We start from the raw sequence: 17,871 nt of genomic DNA, 5'->3' as shown, positions 1-17,871 counted from the left end.
ATAGGCGGTGATGGCTAGGTACAACAGCGTTTGGCCGGAAGCAGCCGGATATGACTGACCGCTTCTGGCCGGTAGCGGTCGTTAGCCAACGTCCGTTTATGGCCGACTCCCGCCTGTCGTGACCGTCAGAGGTCGGCCAGAATCGGACGCTCAATGGTGTTCCTCAAAACAGCAGCTCCACCATTCTGATCTACCTCGGTCTAGGGCATAGAACCGTCTACGAAACTCTGGGCGATTCAGTAATCCCTGAGGCGCTACTTCTCAAAAACTCCGACAGCTCATCCAATGAGCACGCCCATCGCAATTTACCTACAGACATTGACAGAGACGCAGGATGGCTCGTGTACACCGCAAAGGGCGTGCAAACCACTCCAATGATCTGCTTGTAGCTTGTGAAATTGAAATTATCACCTTCCTTCCGAGCTTGGAGTTTGCTGACGATGTTTGCCCAATAATCTACCCCTTTGTCCACCGTCGATGCTGCGTTGCGAATGGCGTTGTGCGTACCGCGATCATACTCGCGCGTGTATGGGATGCTTTTGCACGAAACCACTAGTAGGGCGCCATCGTAGGAGCCGATAGCATCAATGTCGGTCAGAGCTTGCCCGTCCACTTTAAGCTCCCGTTGCCGCAACCTCTGAATGGAACTGTCTGCCCAAGGGGACAAATCGATTACCTCTTGAACCACGTCCTCAAACTTGGCTGCACGTTCATTAGCAACCTGCCCTTGAGTCTTGGGAAATTGGAACCAGCCCAGGAAACCCGTAGAAGCGGCCCACATGTCAATACATACGTAGTCGTTAGTAACCCGGAGGATATCCCCGTGAGAGAGGGGCCAAACCTCACCTTTAAAGTTCAAGCAACTTGTGACGAATGCGCTGTAGTTTTCAGGTGCTTGGAGCTGAGGTAGATACTGACGGATCTCATCGCATGCCTTGGAGTATTGCCCGTCGGCGAAATCGTCCCACTGCTGGAAATCCATGATGAAGTAGCCGAGTTCCATGACTCGAAGGAACGAGTAGCGCCGTCTCTGAAGCCAGCGCCCGGCGAGGAAAAGCAGCAATAGGCAAAGCGCGGCGTTGTTATCAATTTCGACTTTTGCCATAACAGGTAGGCGGTACAGCTCGAAAAGCCTTGCGTAGTCAATGTTCGACGGGCCGAAACGAACAATGATCTGCCGGTCGCCTCCATAAATTTCAGCTCGTGGGTTTCCGTCAAGAAACTCTTGAGGCGAGAAGATTTTTTCGTCTTGCATCCCCCACAGCGCCTGCGTGATATCAACTCTGGTTTTTATGTCGCCGATTGCTGCGTCGTCATGAGCGAGGCCTGCCAGGCTCATCGCTACCCCTTGGAAAGTGCGCCGTTGATAGTTATGGCGTTGGTCATAAATCTGCACGGCGGACTCCAGTAACGGGTTTCGCACACGGCGTGGAAGGACTGATTTAAAAGCTGGTAGATCCGCCATGAATTTTCTTTTGATAAGTGCGCGGTGATGCTGGCTGGAAAAATCATATTCGGACCCTTTACTCGCGAAACGGAATCCAACTTGCAAGTCATAAATAATCGTAATGAAAGATGCAAATCGGGCGACGTGCCTTAACGTGCTTTCGTTGATCGGAAAAACGAAGCCATTACTCCCATATGTAGCTGTTTCTGATTTCGTACTGCGATTTGCGTAAACTTCAGCTAATGCTCGGGAGTTAACGCCGGTGGAAGATAGGTCTCCACTAAAAACTGCATTAGGTGTACGCCGAAGGTAGTACATCCAGCGCATGGCTGAGTAGGAGTTGAGATCGCCAGCGAACGCTTTCTCTAACGCTTCAATGCACTGAGTGAAGAACTCCGCACTCTCTCGGGCCGGCAGCAGTTTCTTGACTTGCGCAGCTCGAAAGAAATGAAGGCGTTTAATTTTCAACTCTAGCTCGATGATGTACTTTTGAACATCTGCTTGGAATTTTGTGTTTAGTGGAGCTTTCAGAAGCAGAGCGCTCATTTAGTTATTTATCCAAAATTGAGGATGTAGCTTTCGTACGGATCGTGGAAACGCGAATCTGTCATTGCTGGGGGCGATGCATCTGTAGATGGCAACTTAGTGTGGAATCACGAGATCTTTGCGCAGCATGGTTCCGGCAGTAGCAGCAGGCTTAAAATCCACGATGCCGGCTGCACCGAGCGGTGTGGTGGCCTGTAAAGGCGGTTGAAGGGTATAGGTTTGGCCGGTGCTGTTGAGCTGTATCTGGGTGAAATACACGTCATGTACGTCATTAATTTTGTTGACTTGGCGTCCGAACAAGCGGCTTCCTCTGGGTATCGCGATGTTCTCGAAGGCGTCGTAGACGTTCTCATAGACCATCGCTGATACCTGGTTGGGATCAACGCGCTCCAATGTCAGGTTGATAAAGGTTCCTTGCGTCAGCTCATACGGCTCAGGAACATGCAATTGAGCTTGAATTGCTGTCTCACTGGTTGGCTGTTGGGCCCAGGCAGCGCTTCCCAGAATCAGAATCTGGACAATTGCCAATGACGCAGCGGTCTTCATAAAACTCATAATTTATTCCAGTGACAGAAGGTAGAAATGGTGTGGACAGGCAACAGCACAGATCGCACTCAAAGAATTGGTAATCGGAGTGGACTTCAAGATGATTAGTCCCCAGGTTCTAAAGGCGGAGAACGAAGCTCTCTATTTCATAATTGGAAGTGAAGTCCGCGCCGACAACTTTGAGAGCCGCCGCGTGATTGGCGTATCAGCGAACACGCTCCTCAAGGGCGTGCGCATCGCTTATACCAACTATCGTCAAGTGCATCAATCGCAGTATGGCAACGCGCTCTTCGTCAATACGAGTGCGATAGTTCACGCCGCTGTGCAAGCAAATCCCTGGACAGAGCCAGCTTGCTCGATACACCTCTTTGCCGATTTCGTTGATAGCCCAGGCATTCCCGAATGACTGCTTCTGGCCGGCTGCTGCCTAATGCGTCGGGCTTGCTCCCGGCCAGAAGCGGACGCTAACGCCACATTCAGCGTCATGTCCGCTGTAATACCTTGTTAGGCAACCTGTACCTTTCCACTACTGTTGTTTGATTTATTTTCGATATGCGACACAAATTCTTCTATTGATGGGAAATGCCTTGGCCCACCTGCAGCTCTACGGAACTCTTTAAGCAGGTAGTGACCATCTGATGGAGAAACCAAAAAGTGATATTGTTCTTCCAATATATCTCTATCAGCCACGTTGTGCCTCCAGGCTGAGAGCGTACTTTCAAGATTATTTAGATAAGATACAATCTGCCACCTGATATCAGCACAGTCTGATACTGGAATTTCAATTTGACCATTAGAATCCTTGGTAGTCTCGTGGAGATTCGATTCCTTCGAAATACAACCCAGCAATAACTCCCTGTGCTTCGACTCCACCTTAAAGCTCTCTTGACTCAATAGAGATCTTGACTGTTCAAAACTTAGTGTTTCCGCAAACTTTCTAGCAATGGAAGATTGCCTTTGTCTAATCACATCCATATGCATAAGAAGGTTGATAGCCTTTTCTCTTCTGGATCTTTCATGATCTGCTTTTAAAGACCTTTGAGCCAAAAGGGCCTGAAACGCTACAAAAACCACTCCGACCGCTGTGATGATACTTGATCCGGCGACAATCCAGTCAGTTAACGATGACACTTGCTATAATCCCCTGTGCTTTATTGCTTAGTTAGTAATTAGACAGCATACATGTTTTCTTAAACGCGACATGTATGTCTGATAACGCTACTTGTTCATCCGCAATTCCCTGATTGGCTTGACTGTCACGTCAGAAGCGCGACATGACGCGAGGGAAAAGCGACATGAATTTTGAGCACACTACTGACGTATCAGTTGGATGTCCATCGTCTGCTTTGGCCGAAAACTGCCGCTCGTGAGGGGTAATAGTTCACCAGTGTTTTCAGTGCGAAGGACCTCTCCACTGTCGCGCAAAAAATTGCCGACAGCTAAAGCCTACCTTTCAGATAATCCACGCTCACTGAAAGCACCTTCAAAATACTGTAAAAATTCGTTTTTTATTTCGGGACAAACCTTCTTGATATAGAAAAGAAAATACCATAAAGGTGTGGTCTCTCCCGTATCATCCTGCTCCCAGTCTTCCTCATTTCCGAAGCAACAGATTACACATCGTACGAAATTCGCGAATGGTGGATCCGATTCTCTATATTGCCTTTCAATTGGCCAAAGATCGACAAAGAACCCCTTCCTTTGCTCCTGACTAGACTCAATTACTCCAGGAGTTACGGCCTTACTCAGGTAGTTGGACATAAGATCGAGTTTTGCAGAAGAAATACTACTTAAAGCGTCGCCTGCAATCAGATGAAGCAAAAAATCCGCGTAGCACCGCACTAACTGATTAATGGATACGCCGGCGGCAAGGAGACGCGCCTCAAGATTTTCGACTTCTTCAATTTCTTTTTCATCGCTCATTCTTTAACTCCATCACATACGCCGAGCTTACCCATAACTTGAGCGCAAGATCGGCAAAATTTCAACTGTTTACCATCATTCCTTACGGTCGTAGATGTTGAGCCGCTCGTGAGATCTCTCAAAGCTTCGACAGATTTGACATCGTTAGCCTTGGCAATCTTACTCAGCGCATCCGCTTCTCCGCAGTGCCCATGAATAAAAGGAGAACGTTGATCGTCTGGTATCGATTCATAGAGCTCTTGAACCACAGGATGCTGAATACCTTCCCCGCCTGCTTTCGTGCTGTATCCAACTTCTGGAGCTTGCAGATTACCCGACTCGATTGTAGTGCGTGTGCCTTTGTTGTTGGGCGTAATTCCTTTTTGACGAGCCAGTCCGCGCGGGTCAGTCCACCCAATAGGATTAGGAACATACTGGTAAAGGTTGAGCCCCCCTTCGTAACCAATAGGATCCTGACTTATGAAACGTCCCACTGACGGGTCGTAGTAGCGATGCCTGTTGTAATGCAGCCCCGTCTCATGATCATGGTACTGCCCTTGGAATCGAATAGGGTTTGCAATACCCTGCTGCTTCGCCCACTGCGACCGCTCCTCCCGAATCTCACCCCAGGCCTTGTACTGAGCGCTCCATACGACGTCACCGTTCTGATCGGTCATCTCCAAAGGCGTGCCCAAGTGGTCGCATTGGTACCAATTCAATACATCGATTGGGGGCGATACCGCGGAACGATTCCAGAGCGGATCATCCTCTAAGCTGTAATCCGCGTCGTAGTCAGGCAATCCCATTAGATTAATGGAATGATTCGACATCGCCTGAGCGACAGGAATGAACGTTCCGGGCTCAAAAACGTAATGAATGGTGCGTCCCGCCTCCCCATCCTGCTGATCAGCACCACTTTCCCAAGCCAGGTTATCGCCATCCCAGCCGTACAACGTAAAGCCACAGCCGTGCTCTCGCTGCAACCGAGCGTGCTCAGCGCTATTCCACAGTGAGCCTGCCGCCGGCCGCTGCTTGTAGTTCACCTTTGAATTCTTGGATAACCGCCGACCAAGGGCGTCGTAGGCAAACTCTACCGAAAGCCTGCTGTCCTCGAAATGCACCAGCCGATCGAACAGATCCCAACGCATCTGGCTGTAAGCACCGTCGCGCCAACGCTTGACCTGATTGCCACGCTCATCGTATTCGTAGTGAGTCCCTGCATACTCGCGCAACAGGTTATCGACCAACTTGCTGCGCGGGGAAGTCAACTCCAAAGGCCGCCGACTCTCGGCCGCTTTCTCATCAAGCAGGTTACCCGCCGGGTCAAAATCGAAGGTTTCAACACCCAAACGACTCACTGCGCTCAACAATCGGCTCACCGGATCATAGCGATAGGACAACTGGCCACGGCGCGTATCGTTGATTTCGTTCAGTTGTCCTGCGGCGTCGTAGGCGTACTCACGCTTAAGCAAAACCGACTTGTCATCACTACGGCCCAACAGTTGCTCTTGCAGGCGCCCGGCAGGGTCCCACTTCTGCGTCTGCACAAGACGATTGCCTTGATGCCGAGCCACTTCGCGATGCAGGTCGTCGCGCTCATAGCCAAGCAACTCATGCTCGTTCAGGCGCAATGCCAAAAGATGACCGCTACCGTACGTCAACCAACTGATCCGATGACCGTCAGGACGGATCGTGGCCACGCGCTGGTTGAGCACGTCGTACTCGTGCTGCCAGACCGCAACCAGTGGTTTGTCCAAACCGAGATAATGCTGATGCTCGCGCACCATATTGCCGGCCAGGTCATGGAACCATTGCAATTGGCTGTCTGCGTTACTGGCGAGGATCATGTTACCCCTGCCGTCATAGGCGTAACGCTCCGCCTGAGACTGGTCGCCAAGCGAAGCTAGACGCTCGGTTACACGCCCCATCTCGTCATACGCTACCGTCACAATACGGTCACCGGTGACGACCTTTGATAGGCGTCCAGACGCGATGTCGTAATGGTAGCGAGTCAGACGTCCGTCAAAGCCCGTTTCGGTCAATAGGCGCCCTACAGGGTCGTAGAGAAATTGCGCAGAGCGTTCATTCTGGTTCTCCAGCGCCTGCAAACGTCCCAAACGATCCCACCGATACCGCAGCGTCTGTTCGGCAGCGTCCACGCGTTCTTCGACAAAACCAGCTGCGGTATAGCTCCACGTCGTGCAGCGATCCAATCCGTCGACATGGGCCAGAAGCCTGCCCTCAGCATCGCGCTCAAAACGCTCCTCTGTTTTGTCCGGATGCCGGATAAGCGCTACCTGCCCAGCCTTGTATTCGTATTCGGTGCTCTGCCCTGCTGCATCCGTTGCGCAGATCATCAAGCCGCGATCGTCATACTTCCATGCACTGGTCTTCCCTGAGCAATCCACATACTTGAGTAATTGACCCGCATCGTTGTATTCGAGGGTCTTCTCGTTGCCGTTGGCATCCTTGATGGCAATTGGCAGACCCTTTTTGTCATAGGCGTATTCAGTCTTGTTGCCGAGCGGATCGACCGTTTCAACCAGGTTACCGGCGTCGTCATAGGCGCGCAGCCATAGCCCCCCTTCTGCGTCCATGATTTTGATCAGTTGATCGTGATTGTCATAGGCGAAGTGCACCACGCTATTGTCGGCGCGAATATGCTCAAGCCGATTGCCACGCTCGTCGTAGCTATAGCGGTCAGTGGCCCCATCGGGATGCACATGCCGGACGACGTTTTTTGCGTCATCACGGAACAACCACTCCGACAAGCCATCGGCGTGACGAATGCGATACGTGTAGCCCAGGCTGTCGTAGTAGTGCCATGTTTCGTTGCCGTGAGCATCCGTCACGTACGTCAGACGAATGTTCTCATCCCATTCCAGACGGGTGTCGAAACTGCCGTCATCGGCCCACTCGCGCACGGCCTTGGCATCAGCGCCCGTGCCCTGCCACTGCAAGTTCATCCCACGCCCGGTCCGGTCCGTGTAGCGCGTGATCAGATGATGATCATACTGATACGACCAAGCCGCACCGTTCTCATCCTGGGCGAGAATCAGGTCGCCCTGCGCGTCATACTCATAAGCGCACAGCTGACGCTGTGGCGCCCCGTCACGGATCTCCCAAAGGCCGGTCAAACGGCCATGAGTATCAATCAGCGTACCGAGATGACGATGTACCTTGGTGATGTCATTTTCCTGATAGGTAATCAGGTCGGACAACACGGGCGCCTCACCGTGACGATGCTCATGGTGCAGCATGATTCCGGCGCCACTGCGCAGCACAACACCTACCAGCAGGTAACTTTGCCCATGACGGCTGTAGGTTTCCTTGCGCTCGAAACCCCGGCATAGCAGCAACTGCCCCTCGCTGACATGCAGCAAGGTGATGTTTTCAATCGCGTCGTAATGAAACTGCCCGATCTTGGGTAGCGGATAGTTGTGGCTTCGGCCGTCTGCATCGTGAAACACCAGACCATCGTCCTGCTCATCGATGCGAGTCGTGAACGGAGTGATCCAGCGCGCGCCCAAGATGCCCGAATCATAGGCGCCTAAGTCCGAGCAATACGTGCGGGTCCAATCAATCGGGAAAGCGCCGGGCAAGCTGAAATCCGAGTGATCAAACGTCTCCGTACCCATGGCAAAGCTGATGCGTTTGCAGGTCGCAGGGCATACTTCGTTTTTCTCATCATTGGGGCGCGTCTTCGGCTTCGACTCAGCACGGCTGACTTCGACCTTGCCGTCGCTGGCAACGCGTCGGGATTGACTGGTCATGCCCGGTTTGACGTTACCGCCCTGCCCATGCGCATTGCGCATACGCCAGGCTGCAACGGCGCTGGTCAGCACCACCAGCAGCGCGCCGATGGAGCTTTGAACGGCTGGATCACTCAACTTGTTCAACTGCGTGCGCAGCTCAGGTCCCATGGCGCGCAGCGATTTCGTATGAATCAGAACTTTTTTCTTTGCTTGCTCCGGCAACAGATGCTCGGCCGCACTGTTGGCAACGCCTTTGCCCGCTGCTTTGTAAACGTTCGCCGCGGCGCCGAAGATATTGCTGATAGCGCTCAAAGGATCATGTAGTAGTTGTTCGCCGGCAGCGCTTGCCATCTGCTCTGCCGCTTTCAAATTGCCTTTGGCATCGAGCTGTCCGTTTACGACGCGCTCTAACCCGACGGCAATTTCATTGAGGATCTTTTCGCCAAGCTCTCCTGCATCATTGAGCAGCTCCTTGAGTTTGGCTTGAGCCTGCTTAACGAAATCATCGATCACCCCAACAATATCAGCGTTCAGATGGCCAACCACGACGTTGATCAACGCATCGCCCAATACCAGTTTGCCGACCTTGGCGACCTCCTGACGGACAAGGAACAATGTCGGTCGCAAGCTCATCCGCGCGGCCGCCATGTTCGGCGGCATCGGCAAGACACCGATCAGGTTGATCCCGAGACTGACCCAGTTCAAAGGATCTTGTCGTGGGCTGTTGGAGAGTGTCACAACATCATTCAGCGCATCGACCAGCGCCATGATGTTGCCGACAACAGGCAGCGCGCCGGCGACCGTCTTGATGCGCTCCAATGTCACCAGATCGCCACTGATCTCTCGCAACCAGGCATCAAATTGAGCCGCACTGCGACCCACGTCTTCCACCATGATCAGATTCAGCGGAACAACGGCGACTTGTGGTTCACGTTTGATTGCAACAGCGATATTGGTCGTCATGGAAGCGTCTTACCAGCCAACAGGCTCGGGAATTCAGGGATGTCATGAGGCTCATCGCTATTGAGAGCTTTCGACTGCACGTCGCCGCTCGCTAGCAATGAAACCAGGATGTCGTCAGGTCGATCAGCTGATCACTGCGCCTTTCGGACCGCTCGCAATGAGCGCGGCCCCACAGGCAGTTTTCATACCGTCCAGAGCGATGGGCGTACCGTCAACGGTGTAGGTGCTGCTGCCCTCAGCAATCGGGAAAACCCCTTTGCAGAGCGGGCAACTGACCTTATGGCCGACACCGGCAATGGGCTTGCCGTTGAGGTCGGTTCGAGAGAAGGCTTCGAGCACCTTGCCACCGTGCGTGGTGGAGTCGCCCAAGCGGATTACATCTTTCATGGTGTCACTCCTTTGACTAAATCCTGGATTCATATCGGCCAGGCAAACGTTCGAAAGAGGGTCGCCCTCGTTCATATTTTCTGGCTGGCCGATGAAGCGCGCTGCAGTCACTAACGACCTGTCACGCGCCCTTCGAGCTCACACTGCGTTTCGTAGATCTAGCCGACACATTTGTGTTTACCCAAGCTTCGATTGTTGTCAGCGAGATCGCTATTCGAATCAATCAGCTCTGCAGCCACCAATTCAGCAGCGTTTCATCCTCTTCATCATCTATGTTCTTGTAGACGTTGGCGTAATACCATTCGAGGCCGGTTTTCTCGCGGAAACGATCAAAAAACTCATTGATTCTGTCCATCCCGTTGCTCGACGGCACAGCCAATGAAAGATTGCCTTCGAAAACGCCATCAAGTGTTCCACCCAGCTCTTTGCCGACATCAGTTTCGAGCTGAGCAATGACATCCTCAGGGATGAAATCGGCGTAGATATGAATACAAAAATTCCCGCCGCGCTTGAGGACTTCGGCGTGGGTGTTTTTGTTTTTTATCGAGATGACATCACCTCGAGCCAGATTCAGCGCAAGACCAGGTGAAGACAACAGCTCATATGTATCCTGCCCCATCGCAATTGCAGGGAGCTCCTCGAATACCGGGCCACCGTCATCTGATACAAACACCTGAATCAGTACAGGCAATTCTTTATCGTCCATATGGCGCTCCACAACTTCCACGTTCGACACACGACATCCCTTCTTTCACGTAACCGCTATTTCCCGCACTCAGGTTACACGAAGCGCCCTCAAGATCTACGTTGACATCGGCAAGGTTGCCCCCATTTGAGGTGGCCACATTCTTATGCCCCAGGTGCATGTCATCAGGATTGGTAGAGGTATGTCCGCACCGCCAGCACTTGTAGACGCCCACCGGCTTACTTTTATCGATGAGTTTCTTGCGACACGCCGCCTGCCCTTTTCGACTGCCCCCGCCGACTTTACTCGCAGCGATATCTTGAGGCGATGCTCCAGCGCCGTCTTTTAGGGCGCGTTTGGATGGCGGTTTCTTCACCAGCCCTAAAGGGTCCACCCATTGGGTTGGGTTAGGTGCGTATTGATGAAGGTTTATGCCACCCATCAGACCTATCGGGTCCTTTGAGATGAAGCGACCTACATGGGGGTCGTAGTATCTGTATCGGTTATAGTGCAAGCCTGTTTCATGATCGTGGTACTGACCTTGGAAACGAATTGGATTGCTCAGTCCATGCCGTACTGCTGAGGCTGATGTCTGTTCTTTTGCCTGTCCCCACGCCTTGTATTGAGCGCTCCAGGCGACCTGACCGTCCTGATCGGTGAGCTCCAATGGTGTGCCTAAATGGTCACACTGATACCAAGCCAAGGCATCAAACGGTTGTGCTTTGGGTGCATGTCTCCAAAGCGGGTCATCTTCAAGACTCTCTCCACCGACATATTCAGGCTGGCTTAGAAGATCAATCGAGGCGTGTCTGATCGCTTGAGCTACCGGAACAAACGTGCCGGGTTCATATACGTAATGGACTGTGCGACCAGTCCCCCCATCGATAGGCGCAGGACTGCTTTCCCAGGAAAGATTATCTCCGTCCCACCCGTACAAAGTCAGGCCACAGCCAAGCAAACGCTGAACGCGTCCCTGCTCATTTTTATTCCAGTGGGAACCTGCTTCAGGACGATTTGTATAATGGGCGGTTGAATGCTTATACAGCCGGCGACCCAAGGCGTCGTAGGCGTATTTGACCGAGAGACGATCATCCTCGAAATGAACCAACCTATCGAACAGATCCCACTGCAGTCGACTGCGTTGACCATTGTGCCAACGCAGCGTTTGATTGCCACGATCGTCATATTCGTAATGGGTGCCGACGTATTCCCGTAGCAGATTGTCTACCAACCGACTACGCATTGGGGCCTGATCAAGAGGCCGGCGTACTTCTGTCACCTTTTCATCGAGCAGGTTACTGGCTGGATCGAAAGCGAATTTCTCAACCCCAAGGCGGCTTGCTGCACTGATCAGTCTTCCGACTGGATCGTAACGATAGGACAGCGGTCCGCGACGCGTGTCGTTTAGCTCGGTCAACTGGCCGACCGCATCGTATTTGTATTCGCGCTTGAGCAAAGTGGAATTGTCATCACTTCGGCCTAGCAATTGCTCCTGCAGGCGTCCTGCCGGGTCCCATTTTTGAGTCTGACGCAGACGATTGCCTTGATGACGAACTACCTCACGATGTAGGTCATCTCGCTCATAACCGACCAGCTCGTGATTATCGAGTTTCAACGCAAGCAAATGCCCACTGCCGTACGTCAGCCAGCTCACCCGGTGACCATCCGGGCGGGTCGTAGCTACGCACTGGTTGAGGGGGTCGTACTCGTGCCTCCAGATTGCAACGAGCGGTGCATCCAGGCTCTGGTAATGCTGATGCTCTCTGATCAGATTACCGGCCAAATCATAGAACCACAGCAGCCGGCTTTGGTCATTCGTGGCCAAAACCATGTTGCCGTTACCGTCATACGCAAAGGATTCACTTTGAGACGTATTGCCCAAGCTCGCATGGCGTTCGACAAGCCGTCCCATGGGGTCAAACGACATCGAAATGACACGCTCACCGGTAATGGCTCTCGCCAAACGCCCGCTCTCGGAATCGTACTGATAGCGCGTAGCAACGCCATCGAATCCTTTTTCCTCAAGCAACCTTCCGACAGGGTCATAGTGAAATTGGGTGCGCTGCTCGTTTTCGTTTTCCAGCGCTACAAGACGACCCAGCCGGTCCCAACGGTAGCGAAGCGTTTGCTCGCAGGCGTCTACGCGCTCGGCAATCAACCCGGCAGCGTTATAGCTCCATGTCGTGCAGCGATCCAGACCGTCAATATGGGCAAGCAGACGCCCTTCGGCATCACGCTCGAATCGCTCCTGAGTTTTATCTGGATGCGTAATCAGGGCGATATGTCCAGCCTTGTACTCATACTCGGTGCTTTGTCCTGCTGCATCGGTAAAACAGATCATCTGACCGCGATCGTTGTATTCCCATTCGCTGGTCTTGCCAGAGCAATCGGTATATTTCAGAAGCTGACCAGCATCGTTGTACTCAAGCGCTTTCTCGTTGCCGATTGCGTCCTTGATAGCGATCAACTGACCTGCTTTGTCGAAGGCATACTCCGTCTTGTTTCCAAGCGGATCGACCGACTCCACCAAATTGCCGGCATCATCGTAAGCTCGCTGCCATTGCCCACCTTCTGCATCACTAACCTTGATCAGTTGATTGAGATCATCGTAGGCGTAGTGAGCGACACTGCCATCGGGACTGATGTGCTCGAGCAAATTACCGCGCTCGTCATAGCTGTATCGATCGGAGGTCCCGTCTGTATGAACGTGACGAATGATGTTTTTTGCGTCATCGCGAAAGAACCACTCTGAACGTTCATCGGGATACCGAATCCGGTAGGTGTAGCCTTTGATGTCGTAGTAGTGCCAAGTCTCGTTGCCATGGGCATCGGTGACATATGTCAGGCGGATGTTTTCGTCCCATTCAAGACGAGTATCGAAACTGCCGTCATCCGCCCACTCGCGCACGGCCTTGGCGTGTGAGGTGTGGCCGTCCCACTCCAGATTCAATCCGCGGCCGGTGCGATCGGTGTATCGAGTCAGCAGATGATGCTGATACTGATAGTTCCAGGCAGCACCGTTTTCATCCTGAGCCTGGATCAGATCGCCGTGGACGTTGTATTGGTAATCACAGAGTTGCCGTACAGGCGCGCCGTCACGGATTTCCCAAAGACCGGCCAGCCGTCCTTGATCATCAAGCAGGGTTCCCACGTGCAAGTGGACCTGCGTGATATCCCCTTGATAGGTAATCAGGTCAGACAATACCAGGGCGTCCCCGTGCCGATGCTCATAGTGCAGCATCAGCCCCGCGCCACTGCGCATTTTGACATCCGTCAGCCAGAAGGAACGACCACGACGGACATAGGTTTCTTTACGCTCGAAACCGAAGCAGACCAGCAGTTGATCCTCGCCGGAGCGAACCAGCGTGAGATTCTCTACGGGGTCATAGTGAAAGAGGCCCACCTTGGGCAGAGGAAAATCGATGCTACGACCGTCGGCGCCAAAGAAAACCAGACCATCGCCCTTGCAATCAAATCGGGTGGTGAACTCTGTCACCCACCGAGCGCCCAGTTCGCCATTGTCAAAGGCATCGAACCGGGAGCTGTAGGTACGCACCCATTCAATAGGAAATGGACCTGGGAGGCTGAAATCGGTATGGCTTAGCGACTCGGAGCCCAACGCGAAGCTAATACTGTTGCAAGTACCCGCGCATGCACCATTTTTCTGGCCATTGGCGTTAGCGTTCGCAGGAGCCTGACGGCTGCTGGCTTCGAGCCGGCCTTCACCTGCTTTGTTCTGCGCCTTACTTGTGGCATTGGGTTTCACGCTAGCGCTCTGTCCATGCCCTCGGCGCTTACGCCAGGTCTCCACGGCACCGCTGAGCATTTGCAACAACCAACCGATGGAGTGCCGCGTTCCCGGGTCACCCAACTTACTCAGTTGGGTTTTGATTTCCGGCCCCATCGCTCTCAACGTGCCGGTGTGCGTCATCACCAGTTTTTTAGCCTGGTCCGGCAGAAGGTTCTTCGCCGCGCTGTTGGCCACCCCTTTACCGACGGCTTTGTAGGCACTGAATGCAGCCCCAAAGATATTGCTGATGGCCGCCTTGGGATCGCTAAGCAGTTGATTGCCCGCCGCCGTGATCTTCTGCCCCGCTGCACGCGCATCGCCTTTAGAGTCGAGCTTGCCGTTTACAACGACCTCGAGACCCTTTGCGATTTCGGTAACTGCGCTCTCGCCCAGTTTTCCAGCATCGGCGAGAATGCCCGAAAGTTTGCCTTGGGCCTGTTTTACGAAGTCATCGATCGTGCCGACGATGGTGGCGTTCAAGTGCCCGACCAGCACTTCGATCATTGAGTCGCCTAACAGCATCTTGGCGCTGTTACGCAGCTCCTGACGTACCAAAAACAAGGTCGGGCGCAAACTCATACGAGCAGCAGCCATGGTCGGAGGGGCTGGTAAAACACCGATCAGGTTGATACCCAGGCTGACCCAATCAAGCAACTCCCGCTGCTTGCTTTTGGTAAGCGTGACGATGTCGCCAAGCGCATCGACCAGCGCCATGATGTTGCCTACAACCGGCAGTGACCCGGCGACCCCTTTGATTCGATCAAGTGTGACCACATCACCGCTGATGGATCGCAGCCAGGCATCAAACCGAGCGGCACCACGACCCACGTCCTGCACATCCAGCGTGTTGAGCGGAACGACGGCTACCTGAGGCTCGCGCTTCTTGGCAACGGCAGCTTCAGTCATGACAGCACCTCTCCATTCAACAGGTCAGCTGTCTTAAACGCTGGTTTGGGCAAGGACGGGGCCGGAAGGCTTGGCAGCTTGCCCGCCTTGCTGGCTGCGCTAAGAATGCTCGACGCGCTCGGTGTCGCTGCACTCGCCAGTTTTGGCAAGCCAGCCACTCCGCCCTGTACAGCACCTTTGACCTGTTGCGCCGTTTGCATTGCACCTTGCGCCGTCTGTACAGCACTCATCTCTGTCTGAGCCATATCCTTGCCCTTCTCCAGCACATCCCAACTCTTGCTTGGCAACACCTGAGCAACCATTGCTTGCACTTGGCTTGGAGCTTCGTCCGCGCCTGGCGGATTCAATGGCCACTCCGGCTTGCCGATATAGCTGCCTTCGCTCCAGGTATCGGCCGGATCCTTGCCGAACAGCACGCGCGCCGGTCCCGGTGCAGCACCAGAAACGCTCGCAAAACCCTTGCCGTCGAGTTTGCCCTTGATGCTTTTGCCCAGCGCATCGATGACTTCGTAATCACCTTCCTTGATGCCTTGGCGTCCGGCGTACTGGTTGAACAACTCAAGATTGCCCTTGCCTGGTTTCGGGGGATCAGGGAACACGCCGGCCAAACTCTTCGCTCCGGTATAGGCGAAGTTGGCCGCGTGGGCCGTGTACGGGCCGCTGGTAGCGTGAGTAATGCCACCAGCGTTGTAAGTCGTGGCACTGCCGCCCCCTTGGATCACCAATTCGGTTTTGGCCGTGATGGTGATGCGGTCAGCATTGGCAGTGATATTGAGCTTGGCCAGCAAGTTAATGCTGTCCTTGAGTGCCCGCACGTCAATATCGCCGGACGCGGCGACCAGACGCCATCCCATGCTCTGAACGAATAGGCGCATTCCTCGACTAGCACTGGCCAGCAGACGTTTACCGATCGACAGACTGGTATGCCCGGTGCTGCTCAATGCCAGATGTTCACCCGTAGCGATGTGGCTGGAGCGCGGCGTGGTCAGGGCGATGCCGGCCGGACTGGCAAGCACCAGATGCGGTTCGGTGAACTCTGGAAACTCATTAGCAGTGAGGTTGGCCGGGCCACTGCCGAGCACGCCTTGATGCTGAGCGTGCAATGCCTTGGCCACATCGTCCTGATCGCCAGCTTCCTGCGCCTGCAGTTCTTTGGCTTGAACCGCGAAACCGTCCTGCTGGTCGCTCGCGGTGGCCAGACGCTCAGCGGTTTCCGGCAGATCCTTATGGTGTTTGGATTCGTTGGGCCGAGGCTCCGTGGTTATCAGGAGACCCGCGCCAGCTCGCACCGCGCCATGACGATCTGTACGCAGTTCGAAACCTTCGCCGCGCGGCTGGCCGCCACTTGGGCGCGGATGAGTCAGATAGCCGAGATTGATTGCACTCGCACCGTGGTCGCTGCGAAGAGCGATGCTGATTTCACTGGTCGTGTCATCAATACGCAACTCGTTGGCACGGCTGCCCTTGTATTCCTTGCTCTTGACCGTGGCGAGAGTTTTGAAGTCAGGCAGTTTGTACGGCGGCAGGTTCGCACCGTGGTACAGGCAGCCGGTGATCAAAGGTTGATCGGGATCGCCTTCGAGGAAGCTGACCAAAACCTCCATGCCGACGCGCGGAATGTTGATCGAACCGAACGTCTCGGCCGCCCAACTGGACGCTACGCGCATCCAGCACGTGGTCATGTCGTCATGTTGGCCTTCGCGATCCCAGAAGAACTGTACCTTCACTCGTCCGTATTGGTCGCAGTAGATCTCCTCACCCTCAGGACCGGTAACTACAGCGCTCTGAGAGCCGAGAACTTTTGGCTTGGGGTGTTCGAGTGGTGGACGGTACGGCACGTCCCAAGGGATTGCGCTGAAGCGATTGCGGTAGCCCTGATGGAAATCATCCTTGAGATCAGTGGTGTCACTCGTCACCGACTCCTCAAGCACCTGAGGCTGTTTGCCTTCGTGGAAGATCTCGGTAAGCAACCAGAGGTCATTCCAGGTCGGATTGGCATGATCGGTCAGCGCAAGGAAATGTCCACTGACCAAAATCGGCTGATCACTGTTGCCTTCCGCCAGACGGTAGTCAGTTCGATGGCGCTCAAGCGCACGATTGGCCAAGTGCTTGCCACGGTCACGATCTACGAATCGGCCCGGGTAATCGTAATCCTCGAGATCCGGCTGAGCGGAGCTCTTTGCATCACTTTCCAGTTCGATCTTGGGTTTGACGAAATCGTAGTCGCGCCGTGTGGTGCGACTCGTGCGGGTAACCAACCGCAAGCCGAAACGCTTGACGACAGGCTTGTCGGCAACGAGCCCAGAATCTTGCTGATAAGCCACAGGCGCCAGCTTCGGGAATACCGTCTGGTCATCGCCGAAGTTGAGCTTGTGACCACTGGATGTGTGCTGGAAGTGGTAATGAATCCCCTCCTCTTCGCACAGCCTCTGGATGAAATGCAGGTCGGACTCATCGTACTGTACGCAGTAGATGCGCTCCGGGTAAATCGCGCTGAGTTGGAAATGGTAATCGCTGGCCAGGATCCCGTGCTCTTCCAGTACCTTGCTGATGATCTGCTGCACGGTCATCTGCTGGAATATGCGCTGGTTGACCCGATGCGCCAGATACGCCAGTTGCGGACGCAGAAAAATTTTGTAGCGCGTCAGGCGCTTGCCCGCTTCGCCTTGAGCAATGCTGTAGACCAGGCCATGAATACCGGTGCCGGTCGGAGACAGCTGAAGAAACGCCAGTTTATGCAGCACGCTTTCGAGGTTGATCGAAGCCTTTTCGCTGACCAGTTCCAGTTCGAATTCGAAGGGTGTATTGAGCGCCTCCCGACCCGTGAAGGACAGCACTTGAAAATCGCTGTCGATGCCATCGATGGTCAGATTGAAATGAGGCTGGTTGGCCGGTGAGAACATCCCTTGTTCCTCGCGCAATGCTGCGTCGGGCATCAGTCAAC

At 53.9% G+C, this 17,871-nt stretch carries 10 protein-coding genes; 1 reads left to right on the top strand and 9 read right to left on the bottom strand.

The features are described from left to right. Positions 1 to 217 precede the first annotated feature (217 nt). Together D8U82_RS08960 and D8U82_RS08955 are read right to left on the bottom strand one after the other, a co-directional pair. Positions 218 to 1,993, bottom strand: a complete 1,776-nt coding sequence (locus D8U82_RS08960) for a hypothetical protein (RefSeq protein ID WP_130902057.1) — start codon at positions 1,991 to 1,993, stop codon at positions 218 to 220. Positions 1,994 to 2,089: 96 nt separating this feature from the next. Then, the gene (locus tag D8U82_RS08955) at positions 2,090 to 2,548 is read right to left on the bottom strand and encodes a hypothetical protein (RefSeq protein WP_177434123.1); all 459 of its coding nucleotides are present in this window, start codon (positions 2,546 to 2,548) and stop codon (positions 2,090 to 2,092) included. Positions 2,549 to 2,639: 91 nt separating this feature from the next. Here D8U82_RS08955 and D8U82_RS08950 point away from each other — a divergent pair, with 91 nt between their 5' ends. After that, a complete protein-coding gene (locus D8U82_RS08950; RefSeq protein WP_130902056.1) occupies positions 2,640 to 2,945 on the top strand; it encodes a hypothetical protein in 306 nt (101 codons plus the stop codon). Positions 2,946 to 3,043: 98 nt separating this feature from the next. On the opposite strand, the gene D8U82_RS08945 is transcribed toward D8U82_RS08950, so the two are convergent. The 7 genes from D8U82_RS08945 to tssI all read right to left on the bottom strand — a co-directional run bounded on the left by D8U82_RS08945 (position 3,044) and on the right by tssI (position 17,830). Beyond that, complete coding sequence (locus D8U82_RS08945) at positions 3,044 to 3,670, bottom strand: hypothetical protein (protein WP_130902055.1); 627 nt, start codon at positions 3,668 to 3,670, stop codon at positions 3,044 to 3,046. A 315-nt stretch (positions 3,671 to 3,985) separates the two neighbouring features. Beyond that, on the bottom strand, positions 3,986 to 4,462 hold the full coding sequence (locus D8U82_RS08940; RefSeq protein ID WP_130902054.1) for a hypothetical protein: 477 nt from the start codon (positions 4,460 to 4,462) through the stop codon (positions 3,986 to 3,988). After that, entirely contained in the window at positions 4,459 to 9,159 is a 4,701-nt protein-coding gene (locus D8U82_RS08935) for an RHS repeat-associated core domain-containing protein (protein ID WP_130902053.1), read from the bottom strand. The genes D8U82_RS08940 and D8U82_RS08935 overlap by 4 nt, the downstream gene beginning before the upstream one ends. Positions 9,160 to 9,282: 123 nt before the next feature. Further along, a complete protein-coding gene (locus tag D8U82_RS08930) occupies positions 9,283 to 9,546 on the bottom strand; it encodes a PAAR domain-containing protein (RefSeq protein ID WP_130902052.1) in 264 nt (87 codons plus the stop codon). Between the two features lie 223 nt (positions 9,547 to 9,769). Continuing rightward, positions 9,770 to 10,252 (bottom strand): DUF4265 domain-containing protein, encoded by a 483-nt coding sequence (locus D8U82_RS08925; RefSeq protein ID WP_130902051.1) that lies wholly within the window; start codon positions 10,250 to 10,252, stop codon positions 9,770 to 9,772. After that, positions 10,242 to 14,927, bottom strand: a complete 4,686-nt coding sequence (locus D8U82_RS08920; RefSeq protein ID WP_130902050.1) for an RHS repeat-associated core domain-containing protein — start codon at positions 14,925 to 14,927, stop codon at positions 10,242 to 10,244. Before D8U82_RS08920 ends, D8U82_RS08925 begins: the two co-directional genes overlap by 11 nt. Beyond that, positions 14,924 to 17,830, bottom strand: coding sequence for a type VI secretion system tip protein TssI/VgrG (gene tssI / locus D8U82_RS08915; RefSeq protein ID WP_130902049.1), 2,907 nt, complete (start codon positions 17,828 to 17,830; stop codon positions 14,924 to 14,926). Before tssI ends, D8U82_RS08920 begins: the two co-directional genes overlap by 4 nt. Positions 17,831 to 17,871 lie beyond the last annotated feature (41 nt).

Origin of the sequence: Pseudomonas sp. Sample_23 (assembly GCF_004307595.1) — a bacterium.
GTDB lineage: Bacteria > Pseudomonadota > Gammaproteobacteria > Pseudomonadales > Pseudomonadaceae > Aquipseudomonas > Aquipseudomonas atacamensis.
Note: the sequence above shows the minus strand (reverse complement) of the source record. Positions and strands in the feature narration are given on the sequence as shown.

What these genes read in the sequence shown, in the direction of transcription:
- D8U82_RS08960 (WP_130902057.1), bottom strand. Translation starts at nt 1,993, where the DNA reads ATGAGCGCTCTGCTTCTGAAAGCTCCACTAAACACAAAATTCCAAGCA.
- D8U82_RS08955 (WP_177434123.1), bottom strand. Translation starts at nt 2,548, where the DNA reads ATGAGTTTTATGAAGACCGCTGCGTCATTGGCAATTGTCCAGATTCTG.
- D8U82_RS08950 (WP_130902056.1), top strand. Translation starts at nt 2,640, where the DNA reads ATGATTAGTCCCCAGGTTCTAAAGGCGGAGAACGAAGCTCTCTATTTC.
- D8U82_RS08940 (WP_130902054.1), bottom strand. Translation starts at nt 4,462, where the DNA reads ATGAGCGATGAAAAAGAAATTGAAGAAGTCGAAAATCTTGAGGCGCGT.
- D8U82_RS08935 (WP_130902053.1), bottom strand. Translation starts at nt 9,159, where the DNA reads ATGACGACCAATATCGCTGTTGCAATCAAACGTGAACCACAAGTCGCC.
- D8U82_RS08930 (WP_130902052.1), bottom strand. Translation starts at nt 9,546, where the DNA reads ATGAAAGATGTAATCCGCTTGGGCGACTCCACCACGCACGGTGGCAAG.
- D8U82_RS08925 (WP_130902051.1), bottom strand. Translation starts at nt 10,252, where the DNA reads ATGGACGATAAAGAATTGCCTGTACTGATTCAGGTGTTTGTATCAGAT.
- D8U82_RS08920 (WP_130902050.1), bottom strand. Translation starts at nt 14,927, where the DNA reads ATGACTGAAGCTGCCGTTGCCAAGAAGCGCGAGCCTCAGGTAGCCGTC.
- tssI (WP_130902049.1), bottom strand. Translation starts at nt 17,830, where the DNA reads ATGTTCTCACCGGCCAACCAGCCTCATTTCAATCTGACCATCGATGGC.